This is a genomic window from Solwaraspora sp. WMMD792, assembly GCF_029626105.1.
Classification (GTDB): Bacteria; Actinomycetota; Actinomycetes; order Mycobacteriales; family Micromonosporaceae; genus Micromonospora_E.
The window spans coordinates 1,691,519-1,710,140 of record NZ_JARUBH010000009.1 but is presented as its reverse complement, the minus strand read 5'-3'; the positions used below and the strand labels follow the sequence as shown (position 1 = coordinate 1,710,140).

The 18,622-nt window shown below is 72.2% G+C and carries 15 protein-coding genes; 1 reads left to right on the top strand and 14 read right to left on the bottom strand.

Translation table 11 applies throughout. From position 1 onward, the window contains the following. Positions 1 to 11 precede the first annotated feature (11 nt). Positions 12 to 1,526, top strand: a complete 1,515-nt coding sequence (locus O7629_RS09375; protein ID WP_278168680.1) for a family 43 glycosylhydrolase — start codon at positions 12 to 14, stop codon at positions 1,524 to 1,526. Between the two features lie 209 nt (positions 1,527 to 1,735). Here the strand turns inward: O7629_RS09375 and O7629_RS09370 are convergent, their stop codons facing one another. The 14 genes from O7629_RS09370 to pyrR all read right to left on the bottom strand — a co-directional run bounded on the left by O7629_RS09370 (position 1,736) and on the right by pyrR (position 18,551). Next, positions 1,736 to 3,736 (bottom strand): primosomal protein N', encoded by a 2,001-nt coding sequence (locus tag O7629_RS09370; protein ID WP_278168679.1) that lies wholly within the window; start codon positions 3,734 to 3,736, stop codon positions 1,736 to 1,738. Positions 3,737 to 3,808: 72 nt separating this feature from the next. Continuing rightward, positions 3,809 to 5,005, bottom strand: a complete 1,197-nt coding sequence (gene metK / locus O7629_RS09365) for a methionine adenosyltransferase (protein ID WP_278168678.1) — start codon at positions 5,003 to 5,005, stop codon at positions 3,809 to 3,811. Positions 5,006 to 5,117: 112 nt separating this feature from the next. Further along, positions 5,118 to 6,359 (bottom strand): bifunctional phosphopantothenoylcysteine decarboxylase/phosphopantothenate--cysteine ligase CoaBC, encoded by a 1,242-nt coding sequence (gene coaBC / locus O7629_RS09360; protein ID WP_278174472.1) that lies wholly within the window; start codon positions 6,357 to 6,359, stop codon positions 5,118 to 5,120. Further along, positions 6,356 to 6,619: a DNA-directed RNA polymerase subunit omega gene (gene rpoZ, locus O7629_RS09355; RefSeq protein ID WP_123601182.1), complete on the bottom strand. Its 264-nt coding sequence runs from the start codon at positions 6,617 to 6,619 to the stop codon at positions 6,356 to 6,358. Before rpoZ ends, coaBC begins: the two co-directional genes overlap by 4 nt. Positions 6,620 to 6,679: 60 nt before the next feature. Continuing rightward, on the bottom strand, positions 6,680 to 7,282 hold the full coding sequence (gene gmk, locus O7629_RS09350) for a guanylate kinase (protein WP_278174471.1): 603 nt from the start codon (positions 7,280 to 7,282) through the stop codon (positions 6,680 to 6,682). A 32-nt stretch (positions 7,283 to 7,314) separates the two neighbouring features. Next, positions 7,315 to 7,632, bottom strand: coding sequence for an integration host factor, actinobacterial type (gene mihF, locus O7629_RS09345; RefSeq protein ID WP_123601181.1), 318 nt, complete (start codon positions 7,630 to 7,632; stop codon positions 7,315 to 7,317). A gap of 174 nt (positions 7,633 to 7,806) precedes the next feature. Then, positions 7,807 to 8,646 (bottom strand): orotidine-5'-phosphate decarboxylase, encoded by an 840-nt coding sequence (gene pyrF / locus O7629_RS09340; protein WP_278168675.1) that lies wholly within the window; start codon positions 8,644 to 8,646, stop codon positions 7,807 to 7,809. 37 nt (positions 8,647 to 8,683) lie between these two features. Continuing rightward, positions 8,684 to 10,093 (bottom strand): adenosylmethionine--8-amino-7-oxononanoate transaminase, encoded by a 1,410-nt coding sequence (bioA, locus tag O7629_RS09335; RefSeq protein ID WP_278168674.1) that lies wholly within the window; start codon positions 10,091 to 10,093, stop codon positions 8,684 to 8,686. Beyond that, positions 10,090 to 11,160, bottom strand: a complete 1,071-nt coding sequence (locus tag O7629_RS09330) for a quinone-dependent dihydroorotate dehydrogenase (protein ID WP_278168672.1) — start codon at positions 11,158 to 11,160, stop codon at positions 10,090 to 10,092. Before O7629_RS09330 ends, bioA begins: the two co-directional genes overlap by 4 nt. Continuing rightward, entirely contained in the window at positions 11,157 to 14,498 is a 3,342-nt protein-coding gene (gene carB / locus O7629_RS09325) for a carbamoyl-phosphate synthase large subunit (RefSeq protein WP_278168670.1), read from the bottom strand. The genes O7629_RS09330 and carB overlap by 4 nt, the downstream gene beginning before the upstream one ends. Beyond that, a complete protein-coding gene (gene carA, locus O7629_RS09320) occupies positions 14,491 to 15,639 on the bottom strand; it encodes a glutamine-hydrolyzing carbamoyl-phosphate synthase small subunit (protein WP_278168669.1) in 1,149 nt (382 codons plus the stop codon). Before carA ends, carB begins: the two co-directional genes overlap by 8 nt. Next, entirely contained in the window at positions 15,636 to 16,934 is a 1,299-nt protein-coding gene (locus O7629_RS09315) for a dihydroorotase (RefSeq protein ID WP_278168668.1), read from the bottom strand. The genes carA and O7629_RS09315 overlap by 4 nt, the downstream gene beginning before the upstream one ends. Positions 16,935 to 17,004: 70 nt before the next feature. After that, positions 17,005 to 17,928, bottom strand: coding sequence for an aspartate carbamoyltransferase catalytic subunit (locus O7629_RS09310; RefSeq protein ID WP_278168667.1), 924 nt, complete (start codon positions 17,926 to 17,928; stop codon positions 17,005 to 17,007). Beyond that, positions 17,925 to 18,551: a bifunctional pyr operon transcriptional regulator/uracil phosphoribosyltransferase PyrR gene (gene pyrR / locus O7629_RS09305; RefSeq protein ID WP_278168666.1), complete on the bottom strand. Its 627-nt coding sequence runs from the start codon at positions 18,549 to 18,551 to the stop codon at positions 17,925 to 17,927. The genes O7629_RS09310 and pyrR overlap by 4 nt, the downstream gene beginning before the upstream one ends. Between the last annotated feature and the right edge of the window lie 71 nt (positions 18,552 to 18,622).

Sequence of the window (18,622 nt, the reverse complement as noted above, 5' to 3'; positions counted from 1 at the left end):
AGGTGGCCCCTATGACGTACGAGGTGAACCGGCGCGCCCTGCTGCACGGCGGCCTGGGCTTCGCCGCTGCCGGCCTGACCGGTCTGGCCGGTGGGCTGGCGGTCGGTGCCGGGAGGCCGGACCCGGCCGCCGCCGCACCGACCGCCGGCAACACCCCCGGCCCGGTCGGCGCACCCACCGACGCGCAGGTCTACGGCGTACCGACGATCGACCCGCTCGTCGACCAGCGTGCTGACCCGTTCGTCACCTACCCGGTCGGCGGCATGTACTACTTCACCGGCTCGGTGCCCGAGTACGACCGGATCGTGGTGCGCGGCGCGCCCACCATCGCCGGGCTGGCCACGGCGACCGAGACGGTGATCTGGCGACGGCCGGCCAGCGGCCGGATGGGCGGCCACATCTGGGCACCGGAGCTGCACCGCATCGACGGCAAGTGGTACGTCTACTTCGCCGCCGGCGACTCCGACAACGTGTTCCGGATCCGGATGTACGTGCTGGAGTCCCCACTGGACGACCCCCGGGACCCGGCCGGCTGGCAGCTGCGCGGTCAGATCGTCACCGAGTGGGACAGCTTCGCCCTGGACGCCACGACGTTCCACCATCACGGCCGGCGCTACCTGGTCTGGGCCCAGGGCGAGCCGGAGATCGCGGTCAACTCCAGCCTCTACATCGCCGAGCTGGCCAACCCGTGGACGCTGAAGACCAAGCCGGTGCGCATCGCCACCCCGACCCGCCCATGGGAGGTGCAGGGCTACGCGGTCAACGAGGGCGCGGCAGTGATCGTCCGCAACGGACGGGTGTTCATGACCTTCTCGGCCAGCGCTACCGACTCCCGTTACTGCATGGGCCTGCTCACCGCCGACGCCAGCGCCGACCTGCTCGACCACCGCTCCTGGACGAAGACCCCCGACCCGGTCTTCGTCACCAACGAACAGACCAGCCGGTACGGCCCCGGACACAACTCGTTCACCGTCGCCGAGGACGGCAAGACCACCGTGCTGGTCTACCACGCTCGTGACTATCGGGACATCACCGGCGACCCACTGTACGACCCGAACCGGCACGCCCGGGTGCAAAAGCTCTACTGGGACGCCGACGGCAACCCGCTGTTCGGCATCCCGGTCGGCGAGGGCGGGCCGATCGTGCGGCTCTCCCCAGCCGACGCCAGCCGCGACGCCTTCGTCCGCCACGTCGACGCGACCGTGCTGGTCGACACCGACTCCCAGCGGCTGGCCGACACCCAGTTCCGCATCGGTGCCGGGCTGGCCGGGGCGGACACCGTGTCGATCCAGTCGGTCGACCTGCCCGGACATTACCTGCGGGCGGTCGACGGCACGGTACGCCTCGACCCGGCCGCCGACGACACCGAGTTCGCCGCCCAGGCGAGCTTCCACCGGATCGACCGGGTGAACGGACGCGTCTCGCTACGCCTCGCCGGGGTCCCGTCGGCCTTCGTACGCCACGAGGACGGGCAACTGACCATCGGTCCCGCCGCCGGCGCGCAGTCGGCCTTCCGGCTCAGCTGAGCCCACCGTCAGCACCGAGGTGTCACACGGCCCCGGAAGGGGGGACCACTGTGTGGCTCCCGGAGCCCAAGGTGCCTCCGCGAACGTGATGCCACAGGTGCATCTTGATGCACCTGTGGCATCAGGCCCAAGCGGCACCCCCGACCCTGGGGAGCCAACGGTGCGCTCACTCTCCGGTGACCCTGTGCCAGGGCCGAGCGGCGTTGGGGCTAGAGCAGGTCGAGCGGGTCGATCTGGATGCGTACCGGCTGGCCGGCGCGGCGGGCGGTACGGGTGCCGGCCGCCACCCGCAGCTGCCGGGCCAGTTCGGCCGCCTGCGACCGGCGGACCCGGATCAGCATCCGTTCCTGGCCCTCGGCCGCCGGCACCGGACCGAGCAGTTCGGCGCTGTCCGGCATCCGCAACGCGGCCAGCAGTTCGGCCACCGCCTCGGCGGGGCCGGTCACGCTGGCCATCCGGGCCGCCGGCGGGAAACCCAGCTCGCGCCGGTCGGCCAACTCGCGGGCGGCGAACCAGCCGGGATCCCAACGCAGCAGTGCCTGCACCGGGGCGAGCCCACCGTCGGCGACCACCACCACCTGGCCGCCGTCGGCCGCCGGCCGGGCCAGCGCGGCGGCGGACAGCCAGCGGCGCAGCGCCTCCTCCGCCGCACGCAGGTCGGCCCGGGTCAGCAACGCCCAGGTGTCCAGCAGCAGTACGGCGCCGTACCCACCGACGGCCACCGGCTCGGCCCCCGGGGTGGCCACCACCACCGCCGGTTCGGCCGGCACCGAGGTGAGCACCTCGTCGCGGCCGGAGGTCCGCACCGTGGTGCCGGGGAACGCCCGGCCCAGCTCTTCGGCGGTACGCCGGGCACCGGTGACCGCCGCCCGTAGCCGCCGCCCGTGGCAGTGCGGGCAGGCGTATCCGGCGGCCGGCCGGCCGCACCAGCGGCACTGTGCGGTGGCGGTCGCCGCCGGCAGGGCCAGCGGGCCGGCGCAGTGCTGGCAGCGGGCCGGGGTCCGGCAGTCCGCGCAGGACACCGCCGGCAGGTAGCCGCGCCGGGGCACCTGCACCAGCACCGGCATCCCGGCCTGCAACGCCGTACGCGCGGTGGCGAAAGCCAGGCTGGGCAGCCGGGCGGTGGCGGCACCGGCGTCGCGGGCCAGCTGGGCATCGTCGCCGGCCGGGGTGACCCGTGGGGCATGTCGCCGGACGGTCGCCCGGGCGGCGATGATTTCCCTGGCCCAGCCGGTCTCGACCAGCTGCTGCGCCTCGCCGGAGCGGGCGAAGCCGCCGAGCAGCGCCGCGACCCCGCCCAGCTGTGCCCGGGTGAGCAGTACCTCGCGGGCGTGCGGGTAGGGCGCACGCGGTTCGGCATGCACGTCGTCGCCGTCGTCCCAGATGGCGACCAGGCCCAGATCGGCGACCGGGGCGAACATCGCGGCCCGGGTGCCGACGACCACCTTGACCAGGCCGCGTCTCGCCGCGAGAAACGCCCGGTAGCGCCGGGCCGGGCCGAGCGCCGCAGTGAGCACCACGTGCCGACCGGCACCGAGGACCCGGCGCAGGGCCGCGTCGAGCCGGTCGACGTCGCGTCCGTCCGGTAGCACCGCGACCGCGCCCCGGCCGGCCCCTACGGTGGCGGCGATCGCCTCGGCGTACCGGGCCGGCCAGTCCTCGCCAGGCAGCGGCGCCCAGACGGCGCGGGCCGGCCGGCCGTCGGCGACGGCACGTAGGAACGCGGGTCCGGACGGGTACGCCGCCCATCCGTCGGCGGCGGTCGACACGGCGTCGGGTGGCGCAGCAGCCGGTGGCACGGCGGCGGGACCGGGCTCGGGTTCGCCGGGCTCCTGCTCGACGCGGGCGTGTCTCGGCGGCACGGCCAGCCGCAGCACGTCGGCCAGGTGCCCGGCGTACCGGTCGGCGACGGTGCGGGCCAGAGCGGCGATCTCGGCGCTGAGTACCCGTTCCGGCGAGACCAGCTTGTCGAGGAAGGCGAGCTTGCCGTCGTGGCCGGAGGCGGCCACCCGGTCCAGCACCCACCCGGCCACCAGTTGGCCGGCGAACCGGACCCGGACCCGGGTGCCCGGCTGCACGCCGTCGTCGAGCTCCGCCGGGACCAGGTAGTCGAACGGCCGGTCCAGGTGCGGCAGCGGCACGTCGACGCAGATACGCGCGACCGGCAGCCGGTCGGCCGGCTGCCGGTCGTGTCCCGCTCGGGTGCTCACCGGGCCATCCTGCCCGGCCGCCGGGGTGGCCGGCGACCCGCCACCCCCGGCGGTATGGTCAGCGGCGGTGGGTCAGGCTCCGGCGGCGGACTTCAGGTCAGCGGCCCGGTCGGTGCGTTCCCAGGCGAACTCCGGCAGCTCCCGACCGAAGTGGCCGTACGCGGCGGTCGGCCGGTAGATCGGCCGCAGCAGGTCCAGGTCCCGGATGATCGCGGCCGGCCGCAGGTCGAACACCTCGCCGATCGCCCGTTCGATCCGGTCCACCGGCACGTTCTCGGTGCCGAACGTCTCCACGAACAGGCTCACCGGGTGGGCCTTGCCGATCGCGTACGCGACCTGCGCCTCGCACCGCTCCGCCAGCCCTGCCGCCACCACGTTCTTGGCCACCCAGCGCATCGCGTACGCCGCCGAACGGTCCACCTTCGACGGGTCCTTACCGGAGAACGCGCCGCCACCGTGCCGGGCGTACCCACCGTAGGTGTCCACGATGATCTTCCGGCCGGTCAGGCCGGCGTCGCCCATCGGTCCGCCGATCTCGAAGCGCCCGGTCGGGTTGACCAGCAGCCGGTAGCCCTCGGTGTCCAGACCGAGGCCCTCCAGCTCGGGGGCGATCACGTGCTCGCGGACGTCCGGGGTGAGCAGTGACTCCAGCGAGATGTCGGCGGCGTGCTGGCTGGAGACGACCACGGTGTCCAGCCGCACCGGCCGCAGCCCGTCGTACTCGACGGTGACCTGGGTCTTGCCGTCCGGCCGCAGGTACGGGATGGTGCCGTCCTTGCGGGTCGCGGACAGCCGCCTCGCCAACCGGTGCGCCAACGCGATCGGCAGCGGCATCAGCTCCGGCGTCTCCGAGCAGGCGAACCCGAACATCATGCCCTGGTCGCCGGCGCCCTGGGCGTCAAGCGTGTCGTCGGCCGACTCGCCGACCCGGCGCTCGATGGCGGTGTCGACGCCCTGGGCGATGTCCGGCGACTGTGCGCCGATCGACACGCTCACGCCGCAGGACGCGCCGTCGAACCCTTTCTTGGAGGAGTCATAGCCGATCGCGAGGATCGTCTCGCGAACGATGGCCGGAATGTCCGCGTACGCCTGGGTGGTGACCTCCCCGGCGACGTGCACCTGGCCGGTGGTGATCAGGGTCTCGACCGCGACCCGGGACCGGGGGTCCTGGGCCAGCAACGCGTCGAGGATCCCGTCGCTGATCTGGTCGGCGATCTTGTCCGGGTGGCCCTCCGTGACAGACTCGGAGGTGAAGAGACGGCGTGCCACGGTACTCCTTGAATCCGAAAGCAATGGTTCCCGGCAGTCTAGTCATCCACGTTGGGGTCTGGCGCCGTGCCGACCAAGGAATCCGGCGGTGCGCCGAACGACGTAGCGAAGCTCACTGCGACAGTCGGGCGACTACCAGATCCCATATGTCGTCGGCGAGCTGCTCCTTGCCGCGTTCGTCGAGCACCGCGACCGGACCGTCGGCGTCGAGCACTGTGGCCGAGTTGGCGTCCGCGCCGAACACCCGGTCGACACCCACCTGGTTGGCGACGATCAGGTCCGCGTTCTTGCGCGCCAGCTTCGCCCGGGCGTTGGTCAGCAGGTCACCGGTCTCCGCGGCGAACGCGACGAGGAGCTGTCCGGGTCGCTTTGCCGCGCCGAGTTCGGCTGCGATGTCCGGGTTGGTGACCAGTTCGATCACTGGCGGTCGCCCGCCGTCGTCTTTCTTGATCTTCGTGGGTACGTAGCTCGCCGGCCGGAAGTCGGCTGGCGCCGCCGCCATCACGACCACGTCGGCTTCGGCCGCCGCGGCGAGCGTGGCGACCCGCAGCTCCTCGGTGCTGCCCACCCGGATCAGCCGGACACCGGCCGGATCGGGCAGCGACACGTTCGCCGCGACCACCGTCACCTGCGCGCCACGGGCGACGGCGGTACGGGCGAAGGCGTACCCCTGCTTGCCGGACGACCGGTTGCCGAGGAACCGCACCGGGTCGAGCGGTTCGCGGGTGCCGCCGGCGGTGACCACCACCCGTCGGCCGGTGAGATCGGCGCCGACGGGGCCGGCGGCCAGGTCGACGGACCGGGCCAGGACCCGACGGGCGACGGCGAATATCTCCCCGGGGTCGGGCAGCCGGCCCTTGCCGGAGTCGGAACCGGTCAGCCGGCCGGTCGCCGGCTCGATGACCAACACACCGCGACGGCGTAGCAGCGCGACGTTGTCGGCGGTGGCCGGATGCTCCCACATCTCGGTGTGCATCGCCGGGGCGAGCAGCACCGGGCACCGGGCGGTCAGCAGAGTGTTGGTGAGCAGGTCGTCGGCGAGCCCGTGCGCGGCCCGGGCGATCAGGTCCGCTGTGGCCGGGGCGACCAGCACCAAGTCGGCCTGCTGGCCGAGCCGCACGTGCGGCACGTCGTGGACGTCGTTGAAGACGTCATCGGCGACCGGCTGCCCGGACAGCGCCGACCAGGTCGGCGCGCCGACGAACCGCAACGCGGCCGCAGTCGGCACCACCTTGACCTGGTGGCCCGACTCGGTCAGCAGTCGGAGCAGCTCACACGCCTTGTACGCGGCGATCCCGCCACCGACGCCGAGAACGACCCGGGGCGGAACGCGGGCCGGCGTACCGGCGCTCAGGGCTGGTCGGTGGGCTCGGCGGTGAGCAGGTTGGAGTTGATCTCTCGCATGGCGATGGAGAGCGGCTTCTCCTGCGGCGTGGTCTCCACCAGCGGTCCGACGTACTCCAGCAGGCCCTCACCGAGCTGGCTGTAGTACGCGTTGACCTGGCGGGCACGCTTGGCGGCGAAGATCACCAGGGCGTACTTCGACGAGGTCTTCTCCAGCAGCTCGTCGATGGGCGGGTTGGTGATGCCTTCCGGGCTGGCAATGGATCCCACGGGATGCAACCTCTGTGTCGTCGGGCTCTGTCGCTGGGTGCTGTCAGTCGCTGGGCGCTGTCAGGCCGGGCGGTGTGACTGGGCGTCGGTCAATAATGACGAACCGAGCAATCCTACCAGCTCGGTTGCGGCTCGCTGGACCTCGTCGTTCACCACCGTGACGTCGAACTCCCGCTCGGCGGCCAGCTCCTCGTCGGCGTGCTCCAGCCGGCGACGGATCGTCTCCTCGTCGTCGGTCCCCCGACCGACAAGGCGCCGTTTCAGCTCCTCGACGCTGGGTGGCGCGAGGAAGACCAGCTGGGCCTCGGGCATCGCCGCCCGAACCTGCCGGGCACCCTGCAGGTCGATCTTCAGCAGCACCGGCTCGCCGGCGCGTAGTCGTTGCTCGACCGCCGAGCGCGGAGTGCCGTAGAGGTTGCCGGCGAACTCGGCCCACTCCAGCAGCTGCCCGGTGGCAGCCATCCGCTCGAACTCGGGTCGGTCGACGAAGTAGTAGTGGACGCCGTCGACCTCGTAGTCCCGCATCGGGCGGGTGGTCACCGAGACGGACAGCCAGATCCAGGGCGAGCGCGCCCGGATCAGCTCGATCACGCTGTCCTTGCCGACCCCGGAGGGGCCGGAGAGGACCGTGAGCCGAGCTGCCGGGCGCGCGTCGTCATACATGGTCACTGCTTGTTTCTACACCCTGCCGCGAATCAGTTCGCGGCGAACTCCCCGAGCAGGGCCTTGCGCTGCTGGTCGCCGAGGCCACGGAGGCGACGGCTGTCGGCGATCTTGAGCTTCTCCATGATCTGGGTCGCCCGGATCTTGCCGATGCCCGGCATCGCCTGCAGCACGGCGGAAACCTTCAGCTTGCCGACAACGTCGTCGGACTCCGCCCGGTCGAGCACGGCGGCGAGGGTGGTCTTGCCCTGCTTGAGTTGCTCCTTCAACTCAGCACGGGCCTTACGGATCTCCGCGGCCTTCTCCAGCGCGGCTGCGCGCTGTTCGGGGGTCAGTGACGGGAGCGGCACCAGTTCTCCTCAGGTCCCTATCGCGACGGGCGGATCGCACCGCCGCTCTGTGAAACGTGGTGTGGCCGGGAACCAAAGGGGCATGTGGTTCCCAGCGCGGGGAAAACTAGCGGTCAGCGACGTTTTCGGCAACGTGGCCGCACCACGATCACGCGGGGGTGATCGATCGCTCACTCAGATCGGAACCCCGAGAGCCTCCCGACACTTAACAAGCGTCTGTTCGGCTGCGGCCCGCAACGCCGACGGATCCGGGCCGGCGTTCAGCACCTCGCGGGAGTACGACGGAAGGACTGCGGAAAGCGCTTGCCCGAACACTGTCCGCAGGTCCTCGGGCCGTCCACCTTGCGCACCCAGCCCGGGGGCAAGCATTGGGCCATTGACATGCGACAGTTCATGGCCGGTGTCACCAACGGTCGCACCGACCACCAGACCGAAACTGCCAATCGGCTCCGCACCCACGTTGAGCTGCGAAATCTCATCGATCACCGTCTGCGCGACGGTGCGTCCATCGGACACCCGGGCGTGCTGCACGGCCCGCCCCTCAGGATTCGAGGTCAGCGCGAGCACGAAGACGCCGCCGCCGTGCCGGCCGGCGAGATCGAACATCGGAGCGAGCGCGCCGACGCCCAGATACGGGCTGGCAGTGACCGCGTCGACCGCCAACGGACTCGCCGGATCGAGGTAGGCGGAGGCGTACGCGGCGGCCGTCGAACCGATGTCGCCGCGCTTCACGTCGAGCAGGACGAGGGCCCCGGCCTCGCGAAACTGTCGGATAGTTGACTCTAGGACACCGATGCCGGCGGACCCGAAACGTTCGAAGAACGCCGATTGAGGCTTTACCACCGCAACCACGTCGCCGAGCGCGTCGACCGCCGTCGCGGCGAACCGGGCCAGCCCGTCGACGTCGCCCGGCAGCCCCCACCGGGTCAACAGCTCCGGATGCGGGTCGACGCCCACGCACAGCGGGCCCCGGACGGTGACGGCCCGGTGCAGTCGCTGACCAAAGGTCTCCATCGGCTCTCCCTCCCTCGGCGGTACCGCCGGGCGGACCTCAGCGCGGTACCGCGACGGCCGCAGCCGCCATCGCGCGGGCGATCCGCGCGACGTCGTCGTCGTCCGCCGGATAGGGCGGCATGGTGTAGATCAGGTCCCGGAACGGCCGCAGCCACACCCCGGCGTCCACCGCCGCCGCAGTCGCCGCCGCCAGGTCGACCGGCCGGTCCAACTGGACCACCCCGATCGCGCCGAGCACCCGGACGTCGCGCACGCCGGGCAGCGTCGCGACCGGTGCCAGGCCGTCGCGCAGCCCGGCCTCGATCCGCCGTACGGCGACCTGCCAGGCCGGGACGACCCCAGCCGGCGCCGGACCGGTGGCCGCAACCGGCTCGGCCCCGGCCGCCGGCGCGGCGGCGCGCAGCAGTCCGATCGAGGCGTTGGCGACCGCGCAGGCCAACGGGTTGCCCATGAAGGTCGGCCCGTGGGCGAGGACCCCGCCGGCGGAGATCCCGACGGCCACCTCCGGGGTGCACAGCGCGGCCGCCAGCGTGAGGTAGCCACCGGTCAACGCCTTGCCCAGGCAGAGCACGTCCGGTGTCACCCCGGCGTGCTCGGCGGCGAAGAACGCGCCGGTCCGGCCGAACCCGGTGGCGATCTCGTCGAAGATCAGCAGTACGTCGTGCGCGGCGGTCGCCTCGCGCAGGGCGCGCAGGTACGCCGGATGGTGGAACCGCATGCCGCCGGTGCCCTGCACCACCGGCTCGACGATCACCGCGGCGATCTCGTCCGCGTGCCGGGCCACCGCGTCGACCAGTTCGGCGAGGTAGCTCTCGTCCGGCGCCGCCGCGAAGTCGCCCGGCGGGGCGGACACGAACACCTGCGCCGGCAGCACTCCGCGCCACAGGTGGTGCATCCCGCCCTCTGGATCGCAGACGCTCATCGGGTGGAAGGTGTCCCCGTGGTAGCCGCCGCGCCAGGTGGCCAACTTGCGCCGCCCGGGCCGGCCCCGGCCCAGCTGGTACTGCAGGCCCATCTTGATCGCGACCTCGACGCTCACCGAGCCCGAGTCACAGAGAAAGACGTGCTCCAGGCCCGGCGGGGTGATCTCCACCAGGGTCTGCGCGAGGCGTACCGCCGGCTCGTGGGTGAGCCCGCCGAACATCACGTGCGCCATCCGACCCAGTTGGTCGGTGACGGCCGCGTCCAGCACCGGGTGCCGGTAGCCGTGCACGGCGGCCCACCACGACGACATGCCGTCGACCAGTTCCCGCCCGTCGGCCAGCCGCAGCCGGACCCCGGCGGCGCTGTCGACCAGCAGAGGCGCCATGGCCGGGGGCAGCGCGGCGTACGGATGCCAGACGTGCCGACGGTCCAGCTCCCGCAACCGATCGGCGCGGTGGCTGTCGCCGGGCACCGGCAGCGGTGCGCTCGTCGGCCCCGGGCCCGCCGGGCGCGGTGCGCTCATCGGCCCCGGGCCTGCCGGGCGATCGCCCGGACCAGCCCCGGACCCCGGTAGATGAAGCCGGTGTAGAGCTGGACCAGGCTGGCACCGGCGTCGAACATCCGGGCCGCGTCGTCCGGGTCGAGAATGCCGCCGACCCCGATGACCGGCAACGCGCCGTCGGTCTCCCGATGGACGAAGGAGACCACCTCGCGGGCCCGGCCGGTCAACGGACGGCCGGACAGCCCGCCGGCCTGCTCCGCCTGACCGGCGTCGGCGGCGGCCAGGCCGGATCGGGACAGGGTGGTGTTGGTGGCGATCACCCCGGCCGCGCCCCGGGCCAGACAGACCTCCAGCAGTTCGGCGATGGCCGGCTCGGCCAGGTCCGGCGCGATCTTGACCAGGATCGGCCGCTCCCCCACCAGCGCGGCCAGCAGGGTGTCGAGGTACTCACGGTCCTGCAGCTGCCGCAGTCCCGGGGTGTTCGGCGAGGAGACATTGATCACGAAGTACTGGCCGTAGCCGCTGAGTGCCTTGTACGCCGACAGATAGTCGTCGACCGCCTCCTCGATCGGCACGACCTTCGACTTGCCGAGCGAGATGCCCAACGGCACCGGGCGGTCGGCGTGCGCCGGATGCGATCGGCCGAACCCGGCCCGCTCGTCCAGCCGGCCGAGCACCGCGAGCCGGTCGGCGAGCGCCTCGGCGCCGGCGTTGTTGAACCCCATCCGGTTGATCACCGCCTCGCTGGTCGGCAACCGAAACAGCCGGGGTCGGGGGTTGCCCGGCTGGGGACGCGCGGTGACCGTACCGACCTCGACGAAGCCGAAGCCCAGCGCCGGCCAGGCGAGCAGCGCCAGGCCGTCCTTGTCCATCCCGGCGGCCAGGCCGACCGGGTTGGGGAAGTCGACCCCGAAGACGGTACGCGGCGCGGCCACCGCGTACCGGGTGCGCAACGCGGCCAGCGCCACCCGGCTGCGGGACAGGGCGGCCAGCCGACGCAGCGTCCATTCGTGGGCGGTCTCGGCGTCGCCGCCGCCGAGCCGGAACAACGCCGACCGGGCCAGCCGGTACCCGCCGGAGCGGGTCACCGGGCGGCCTGCCGGCCGGCTGTCTCCGGGCGAAGCGCCGCGTGCAACTGCTGCAGTGGCCGGACCGCCATGTCCCCGTTGATCAGCGCCTCGATGCCCATCACGGCGGCGGCGACGCCGGGCACGGTGGTCACGCACGGGGTGTCCGCGTTGACCGCCGCGCTGCGGATCTCGTACCCGTCGGAGCGGGCGCTGGCACCGGAGCCCTGCGGCGTGTTGATCACCAGGGCGATCTCGCCGGAGGCGATCAACGTCACCGCGTCCGGTTGCCCGTCGCCGGACTCCTCCCAGTGTTTGCGGGTGAGTTCGCAGGCGATGCCGTGGCGGCGCAGCACCTCGGCGGTGCCGGCGGTGGCCACGATGTCGAACCCAAGATCGGCCAGCCGCTTCACCGGGAAGATCATCGCGCGTTTGTCCCGGTTGGCGACCGACACGAAGATCTTTCCGCTGGTCGGCAGGGAACCGTACGCGGCAGCCTGCGACTTGGCGAAGGCGTTGCCGTACGCCGGGTCGATCCCCATCACCTCACCGGTCGACTTCATCTCCGGGCCGAGCAGCGAGTCGACGCCGTGGCCGGCGCGGGTACGGAACCGTTTGAACGGCAGCACCGCCTCCTTGACCGCGATCGGCGCGTCCGGGGGCAACGTGCCGCCGTCGCCAGTGGCCGGCAGCATGCCTTCGTCGCGCAGCTGCGCGACGGTGGCGCCGAGCATGATCCGGGCCGCCGCCTTGGCCAGCGGCACCGCGGTGGCCTTGGAGACGAACGGCACGGTCCGCGAGGCGCGCGGATTGGCCTCCAGCACGTACAGCACGTCGTCCTTGAGCGCGTACTGCACGTTGAGCAGCCCGCGCACCCCGACGCCGCGGGCGATCTGCTCGGTGTAGTGCCGGATGGTGGCCAGGTGCGGGGCGGCCAGGGTGATCGGCGGCAACGCGCAGGACGAGTCGCCGGAGTGGATGCCGGCCTCCTCGATGTGCTCCATCACTCCACCGAGGTAGACCTCGCCGGTGGCGTCGCACAGCGCGTCCACGTCGATCTCGATGGCGTCGTCGAGGAACCGGTCGACCAGCACCGGGTGCTCCGGCGAGATCTCGGTGGCCCGGCCGATGTAGTCGCGCAGCGTCGCGTCGTCGTAGACGATCTCCATGCCGCGCCCGCCGAGCACGTACGACGGGCGGACCAGCACCGGGTAGCCGATCTCGTCGGCGATCGCCTTAGCCTGCTCGAACGACACGGCAGTGCCGTGCGCCGGGGCGCGCAGCCCGGCGCGGGCCAGCACCTGGCCGAACGCGCCCCGCTCCTCGGCCAGGTGGATCGACTCCGGTGGGGTGCCGACGATCGGCACCCCGGCGTCGGCGAGGCGCTGTGCCAGCCCGAGCGGGGTCTGCCCGCCGAGCTGGACGATCACCCCGACCACGCCGGGGCCGCCCGCGGCCCGGCCGGCGGCGTCCTCGGCCTGCCAGACCTCCAGCACGTCCTCGAAGGTGAGCGGTTCGAAGTACAGCCGGTCGGCGGTGTCGTAGTCGGTGGAGACCGTCTCCGGGTTGCAGTTGACCATGACGGTCTCGTACTCGGCGAGCGCCATCACCGCGTGCACGCAGGAGTAGTCGAACTCGATGCCCTGGCCGATCCGGTTCGGCCCGGAGCCGAGGATGAGCACCTTCGGTCGGTCCGACGGCGCGACCTCGCTCTCCGCGTCGTAGCTGGAGTAGTGGTACGGCGTACGGGCGGCGAACTCGGCGGCGCAGGTGTCGACCGTCTTGTAGACCGGGCGCAGACCGAGCCGGTGCCGCAACGCCCGTACCCCGTCCTCGCCGGCCAGCTCCGGACGCAGCGCGGCCACCTGCCGGTCGGACAGCCCGGCCCGCTTGGCCCGGCGCAGCAGCGCGGCGTCGAGCACCGGCGCGGCCTCGATCTCGCCACGCAGCTCGACCAGGCCGGCGATCTCCTCCAGGAACCAGGGGTCGATGCCGCCGGACGCCTCGGCGACCTGGGCGACGGTGGCGCCCAGCCGCAGCGCCCGTTCGACGGTGTAGAGCCGGCCGTCGTGCGGGACAGCCAGTTCGGCCAGGGTGGACTCGACGGTGGCCCCGGCCGGGTCGGGCACCGTCCAGAACCCGGCGGCCTTGGTCTCCATCGAACGCATCGCCTTGTTGAGCGCCTCGGTGAAGTTGCGGCCCAGGCTCATCGCCTCGCCGACCGACTTCATCGTGGTGGTCAGCTCCGGGTCTGCGCCGGGGAACTTCTCGAACGCGAACCGGGGGATCTTGACCACGACGTAGTCGAGGACCGGCTCGAACGCCGCCGGGGTCTGCTTGGTGATGTCGTTGGGGATCTCGTCGAGGGTGTAGCCGATCGCCAGCTTGGCGGCGATCTTGGCGATCGGGAAGCCGGTCGCCTTGGACGCCAGCGCCGACGAGCGGGACACCCGGGGGTTCATCTCGATGACGACGAGACGGCCGGTGGTCGGGTGCACGGCGAACTGGATGTTGCAGCCGCCGGTGTCGACGCCGACCTCGCGCAGCACCGCGATGCCCATGTCGCGCATCTGCTGGTACTCGCGGTCGGTGAGGGTCATCGCCGGGGCGACGGTGACGCTGTCGCCGGTGTGCACCCCCATCGGGTCGATGTTCTCGATGGAGCAGACCACGACCACGTTGTCGTTGCGGTCGCGCATCAGCTCCAGCTCGTACTCCTTCCAGCCGAGGACGCTCTCCTCGATGAGCACCTCGTGCACCGGGGAGGCGGCCAGCCCGGCACCGGCGATGCGCTCCAGGTCCGCCGGGGTGTGCGCCATGCCCGAGCCGAGCCCGCCCATGGTGAACGACGGTCGGATCACCACCGGCAGCCCGAGTTCGGCGACGGTGTCGTGCACCTCGGCCATGCTGTGGCAGACCCGGCTGCGCGGGGTCTCGCCACCGGCGGCGGCGACGATGTCCTTGAACAGCTGCCGGTCCTCGCCGCGGCGGATCGCGTCGACGTCGGCCCCGATCAGCTCCACACCGTACTTGTGCAGCACGCCGGCGGAGTGCAGGGCGACGGCGGTGTTCAACGCGGTCTGCCCGCCGAGCGTGGGCAGCAGCGCGTCGGGACGCTCCCGGGCGATGACCAGCTCGACGAACTCGGGCGTGATCGGCTCGACGTAGGTGGCGTCGGCGAACTCGGGGTCGGTCATGATGGTCGCCGGGTTGGAGTTGACCAGCGAAACGCGCAGCCCTTCGGCGCGCAGCACCCGGCACGCCTGGGTGCCGGAGTAGTCGAACTCGCAGGCCTGGCCGATGATGATCGGCCCGGAGCCGATCACCATGACATGCTGCAGATCTGTCCGCTTAGGCATGTTTTCCCTCGATCAGCTCGACGAACCGGTCGAACAGGTAGTCCGCGTCGTGCGGGCCGGCCGCCGCTTCCGGGTGGTACTGGACGGTGAACGCCGGCACCTCGCGGGCCCGCAGCCCCTCGACCACGTCGTCGTTGAGGCACACGTGGCTCACCTCGACGCCGCCGAAATCGGTGTCGATCACCGTATTCAGCGGGGCGTCCACGGCGAACCCGTGGTTGTGGCTGGTCACCTCGACCTTGCCGGTGGTGCGGTCGAGCACCGGCTGGTTGATGCCGCGGTGGCCGTAGCCGAGCTTGTAGGTGCCGAAGCCGAGTGCCCGGCCGAGGATCTGCGAGCCGAAGCAGATACCGAACAGCGGCGTACGCCGGGCCATCACCTGCCGGGCCAGCTCGACCGCGTGGTGTGCGGTGGCCGGGTCACCCGGCCCGGGTGAGAAGAACACCGCGTCCGGCCCGGTGGCCAGGACCTCGTCCAGCGTCGAGGTGGCCGGCAGCACGTGGGTGGTCACCCCGCGCTGGGCCAGCCGGCGCGGCACGTTGCGTTTGATGCCCAGGTCCAGCGCGGCGACCGTGTAACGGTGCTCGCCCTGGGCGGTGACCGTGTAGGGCTCGGCGGTGGTCACCTCGGCGGACAGGTCCGCGCCGACCATCTGCGGCGTCTGCCGGACCCGGTCCAGCAGCTCCTGCGGGTCGCCGGTCAGCGTGGAGACGCCGACCCGCATCACCCCCCGGTCACGCAGGTGGCGGGTGAGCGCCCGGGTGTCCACCCCGCAGATGCCGACCACACCCTCGGCGACGAGCCGGTCCTCCAGGTCACCGGTGGACCGCCAGTTCGACGGGCGGCGGGCCGGGTCGCGGACCACGTACCCGGCCACCCGGATCCGGTCCGACTCGTCGTCGTCGACGTTGACCCCGGTGTTTCCGATGTGCGGCGCGGTCTGCACCACCACCTGCCGGTGATAGGACGGATCGGTCAGCGTCTCCTGGTAGCCGGTCATCGCGGTGGTGAACACCGCCTCGCCGAAGGTCTCCCCGACCGCGCCGTAGCTCTCGCCGGGAAAGACCCGGCCGTCCTCGAGCACCAGCAGCGCCGGAACCCGCCGACGGGGTGCCGCGGTGGTATTGGTGGTGTCGTTCATCGCACGGCCTTTCCGTCGAGCACCGTCGCGTCGCCGCGCAGGAAGGTGGCGACCACCTGGCCGGGCAGCACCATCCGCGCGTACGGGGTGTTGCGGCTGCGGCTGGCCGACTCGGCCGGGTCGACGGTGCGGCTCGCGACCGGGTCGATCAGGGTGAGGTTCGCCGGAACGCCCGGCGCGGGGTCATGCCCGTGCCCGGTCAGCCCGGCGATCCGGGCCGGGGCCCGGGACATCCGCTCGGCGATCAGCTCCCAGTCTGGTACACCGTCGTCGTCGTGCAACGCGGTCGTGAGCAGCACCACGGACAGGGCGGTCTCCAACCCGAGCATGCCGGGCCGGGCGTACGCCCATTCGCACTCCTTGTCCTCCACCGCGTGCGGAGCGTGGTCGGTGGCGACGATGTCGATGACGCCCTCGGCGAGCGCGGCGCGCAGCGCGGCGACGTCCTCGCCGGTCCGCAGCGGCGGGTTGACCTTGAAGACCGGGTCGTAGCTGACCGGCGCCTCGTGGGTGAGCAGTAGGTGGTGCGGGGTGACCTCTGCGGTGATCCGGACCCCACGGGCCTTGGCCTGCCGGACGATCTCCACACTGCCGGCGGTGGACAGGTGGCAGACGTGCAGTCGGCTGCCGACGTGTTCGGCGAGCAGCGCGTCGCGGGCGATGATCGCCTCCTCGGCGACGGCCGGCCAGCCGGTCAGACCGAGCCGGGTGGAGACCTCGCCCTCGTGCATCTGGGCGCCCTCGGTCAGCCGGGGCTCCTCAGCGTGCTGGGCGACGACGCCGTCGAACGCCTTGACGTACTCCAGGGCGCGGCGCATCAGCCGGGGGTCGGCGACGCAGTGCCCGTCGTCGGAGAAGATCCGCACGGCGGCGGCGGAGTCGGCCATCGCGCCGAGCTCGGCGAGGCGTTCGCCGGCCAGGCCCACGGTGACCGCACCGATCGGCTGCACGTCGACCAGCCCGGCCTGGCGGCCGAGCCGCCAGACCTGTTCGACGACGCCGGCGGTGTCGGCCACCGGGGAGGTGTTCGCCATCGCGCAGACGGCGGTGTAGCCGCCGAGCGCGGCGGCCCGCGACCCGGTCTCCACCGTCTCGGCGTCCTCCCGGCCGGGTTCACGCAGGTGGGTGTGCAGATCGACCAGACCGGGCAGGGCGATCAGGCCGTCGGCGTCGAGCACCTGCGCATCCGGCGCGGTCAGCCCGGAGCCGGCGTCGGCGACCACGCCGTCGCGCAGCAGCAGGTCGACGGGGTCCCGGCCGAGGACCCGGACGCCCTTGATCAGGTACGCGCTCACAGCGAGGTCCTTTCGTCGTGCGCCTGGGGGCGGTGGTGCCGATGAGGATGTGGGTGACCGATGCGCCGCATCAGCCGCGGCCGCCGAGCAGCAGGTAGAGCACGGCCATCCGGACGCTTACCCCGTTGGCGACCTGTTCCACGATCGTTGAGCGGGGCGAGTCGGCGACCTCGGCGGAGATTTCCATGCCCCGGTTCATCGGTCCGGGGTGCATCACGATGGCGTGCTCGGGCAGCCGGCGCAGCCGGGCCCCGTCCAGGCCGTACCGGCGGGCGTACTCGCGGGCGGACGGGAAGTAGGAGTCGGCCATCCGCTCGTGCTGCACCCGCAGCATCATCACCACGTCGGCGGTGGGCAGCACGGTGTCGAGGTCGTAGCCGACCCCGACGCCGGGAGCGAGCGCGGTGGCGATGTCGACCGGGATCAGCGGCGGCGGCCCGACCAGGGTCACCTTGGCGCCGAGGGTGGCCAGCAGCAGGACGTTGGACCGGGCGACCCGGCTGTGCAGCACGTCGCCGACGATCACCACGTGCAGGCCGGCGAGCCGACCCAGCCGGGCCCGCATGGTGTACGCGTCGAGCAGTGCCTGGGTGGGATGCTCGTGGGTGCCGTCGCCAGCGTTGACCACCGACCCGTCCACCCAGTTGGCCAGCCGGTGCGGGGCACCGGAGGCGGGGTGGCGGATCACCACAGCGTCGGCCCCCATCGCCTGCAGGGTGAGCGCGGTGTCCTTGAGGCTCTCGCCCTTGGAGACACTGGATCCCTTGGCCGAGAAGTTGATCACGTCGGCGGAGAGCCGCTTGGCGGCCGCCTCGAACGAGATCCGGGTCCGGGTGGAGTCTTCGTAGAACAGGTTCACCACGGTGCGCCCACGGAGGGTGGGCAGCTTCTTCACCTCGCGGCCGGCCAGCGAGGCGAGTTCGACCGCGGTGTCCAGGATCCGGGTGGCGTCCGTCGCGTCCAGATCGGCGCCGGACAGCAGGTGCCTGATCATCGCTGGTCCCTCTCCCGCTGCGGGCCGTCCGCCGGGTGGGCGGCGCCAGGGGAACTGAACAGCCGTACCTCGTCGGAGCCGTCGGTCTCGGCGAGCAGCACCTTGACGTTCTCGGTGAGCGCGGTGGGGATGTTCTTGCCGACGTAGTCGGCGCGGATCGGCAGCTCCCGGTGGCCCCGGTCGACCAGCACCGCCAGCTGCACCGAGCTGGGCCGGCCGAGGTCACTGATCGCGTCCAACGCCGCCCGGACGGTCCGGCCCGAGTAGAGGACGTCGTCGACCAGGATGACCCGCTGGCCGTCGATGCCACCGGCGGGCAGCTCGGTGGGTCCGACCGCGCGGGTGGCCTTCAGCCGGAGATCGTCCCGGTAGAGGGTGATGTCGAGCACACCGACCGGGACGGCGACCCCTTCGAAGGTGCGGATCCGGTCGGCGAGCCGACGGGCGAGCGGCACGCCCCGGGTGGGAATTCCGAGTAGTACGGTGCGTTGCGCCCCGTTGGTCTTTTCCAGCACCTGATGGGCGATCCGGTCGACGACGCGTTGAATGTCGGCGCTGGTCAGGATGCTCTTAACAGACGGTGGCATCGTCGCCGATGATTGGGTGGCCGACGGGTAGGCCACAGCGGACCCCCTTCCCCGCCTCACGGGACGGGTCGTTAAAGGACGTCTTGGGTACCGCCGGCCAGCACCCG

Coding starts and splice junctions, on each gene's coding strand:
- O7629_RS09375 (WP_278168680.1), top strand. CDS start 12: ATGACGTACGAGGTGAACCGGCGCGCCCTGCTGCACGGCGGCCTGGGC.
- gmk (WP_278174471.1), bottom strand. CDS start 7,282: ATGTATGACGACGCGCGCCCGGCAGCTCGGCTCACGGTCCTCTCCGGC.
- pyrF (WP_278168675.1), bottom strand. CDS start 8,646: ATGGAGACCTTTGGTCAGCGACTGCACCGGGCCGTCACCGTCCGGGGC.
- bioA (WP_278168674.1), bottom strand. CDS start 10,093: ATGAGCGCACCGCGCCCGGCGGGCCCGGGGCCGACGAGCGCACCGCTG.
- carB (WP_278168670.1), bottom strand. CDS start 14,498: ATGCCTAAGCGGACAGATCTGCAGCATGTCATGGTGATCGGCTCCGGG.
- carA (WP_278168669.1), bottom strand. CDS start 15,639: ATGAACGACACCACCAATACCACCGCGGCACCCCGTCGGCGGGTTCCG.
- O7629_RS09310 (WP_278168667.1), bottom strand. CDS start 17,928: ATGATCAGGCACCTGCTGTCCGGCGCCGATCTGGACGCGACGGACGCC.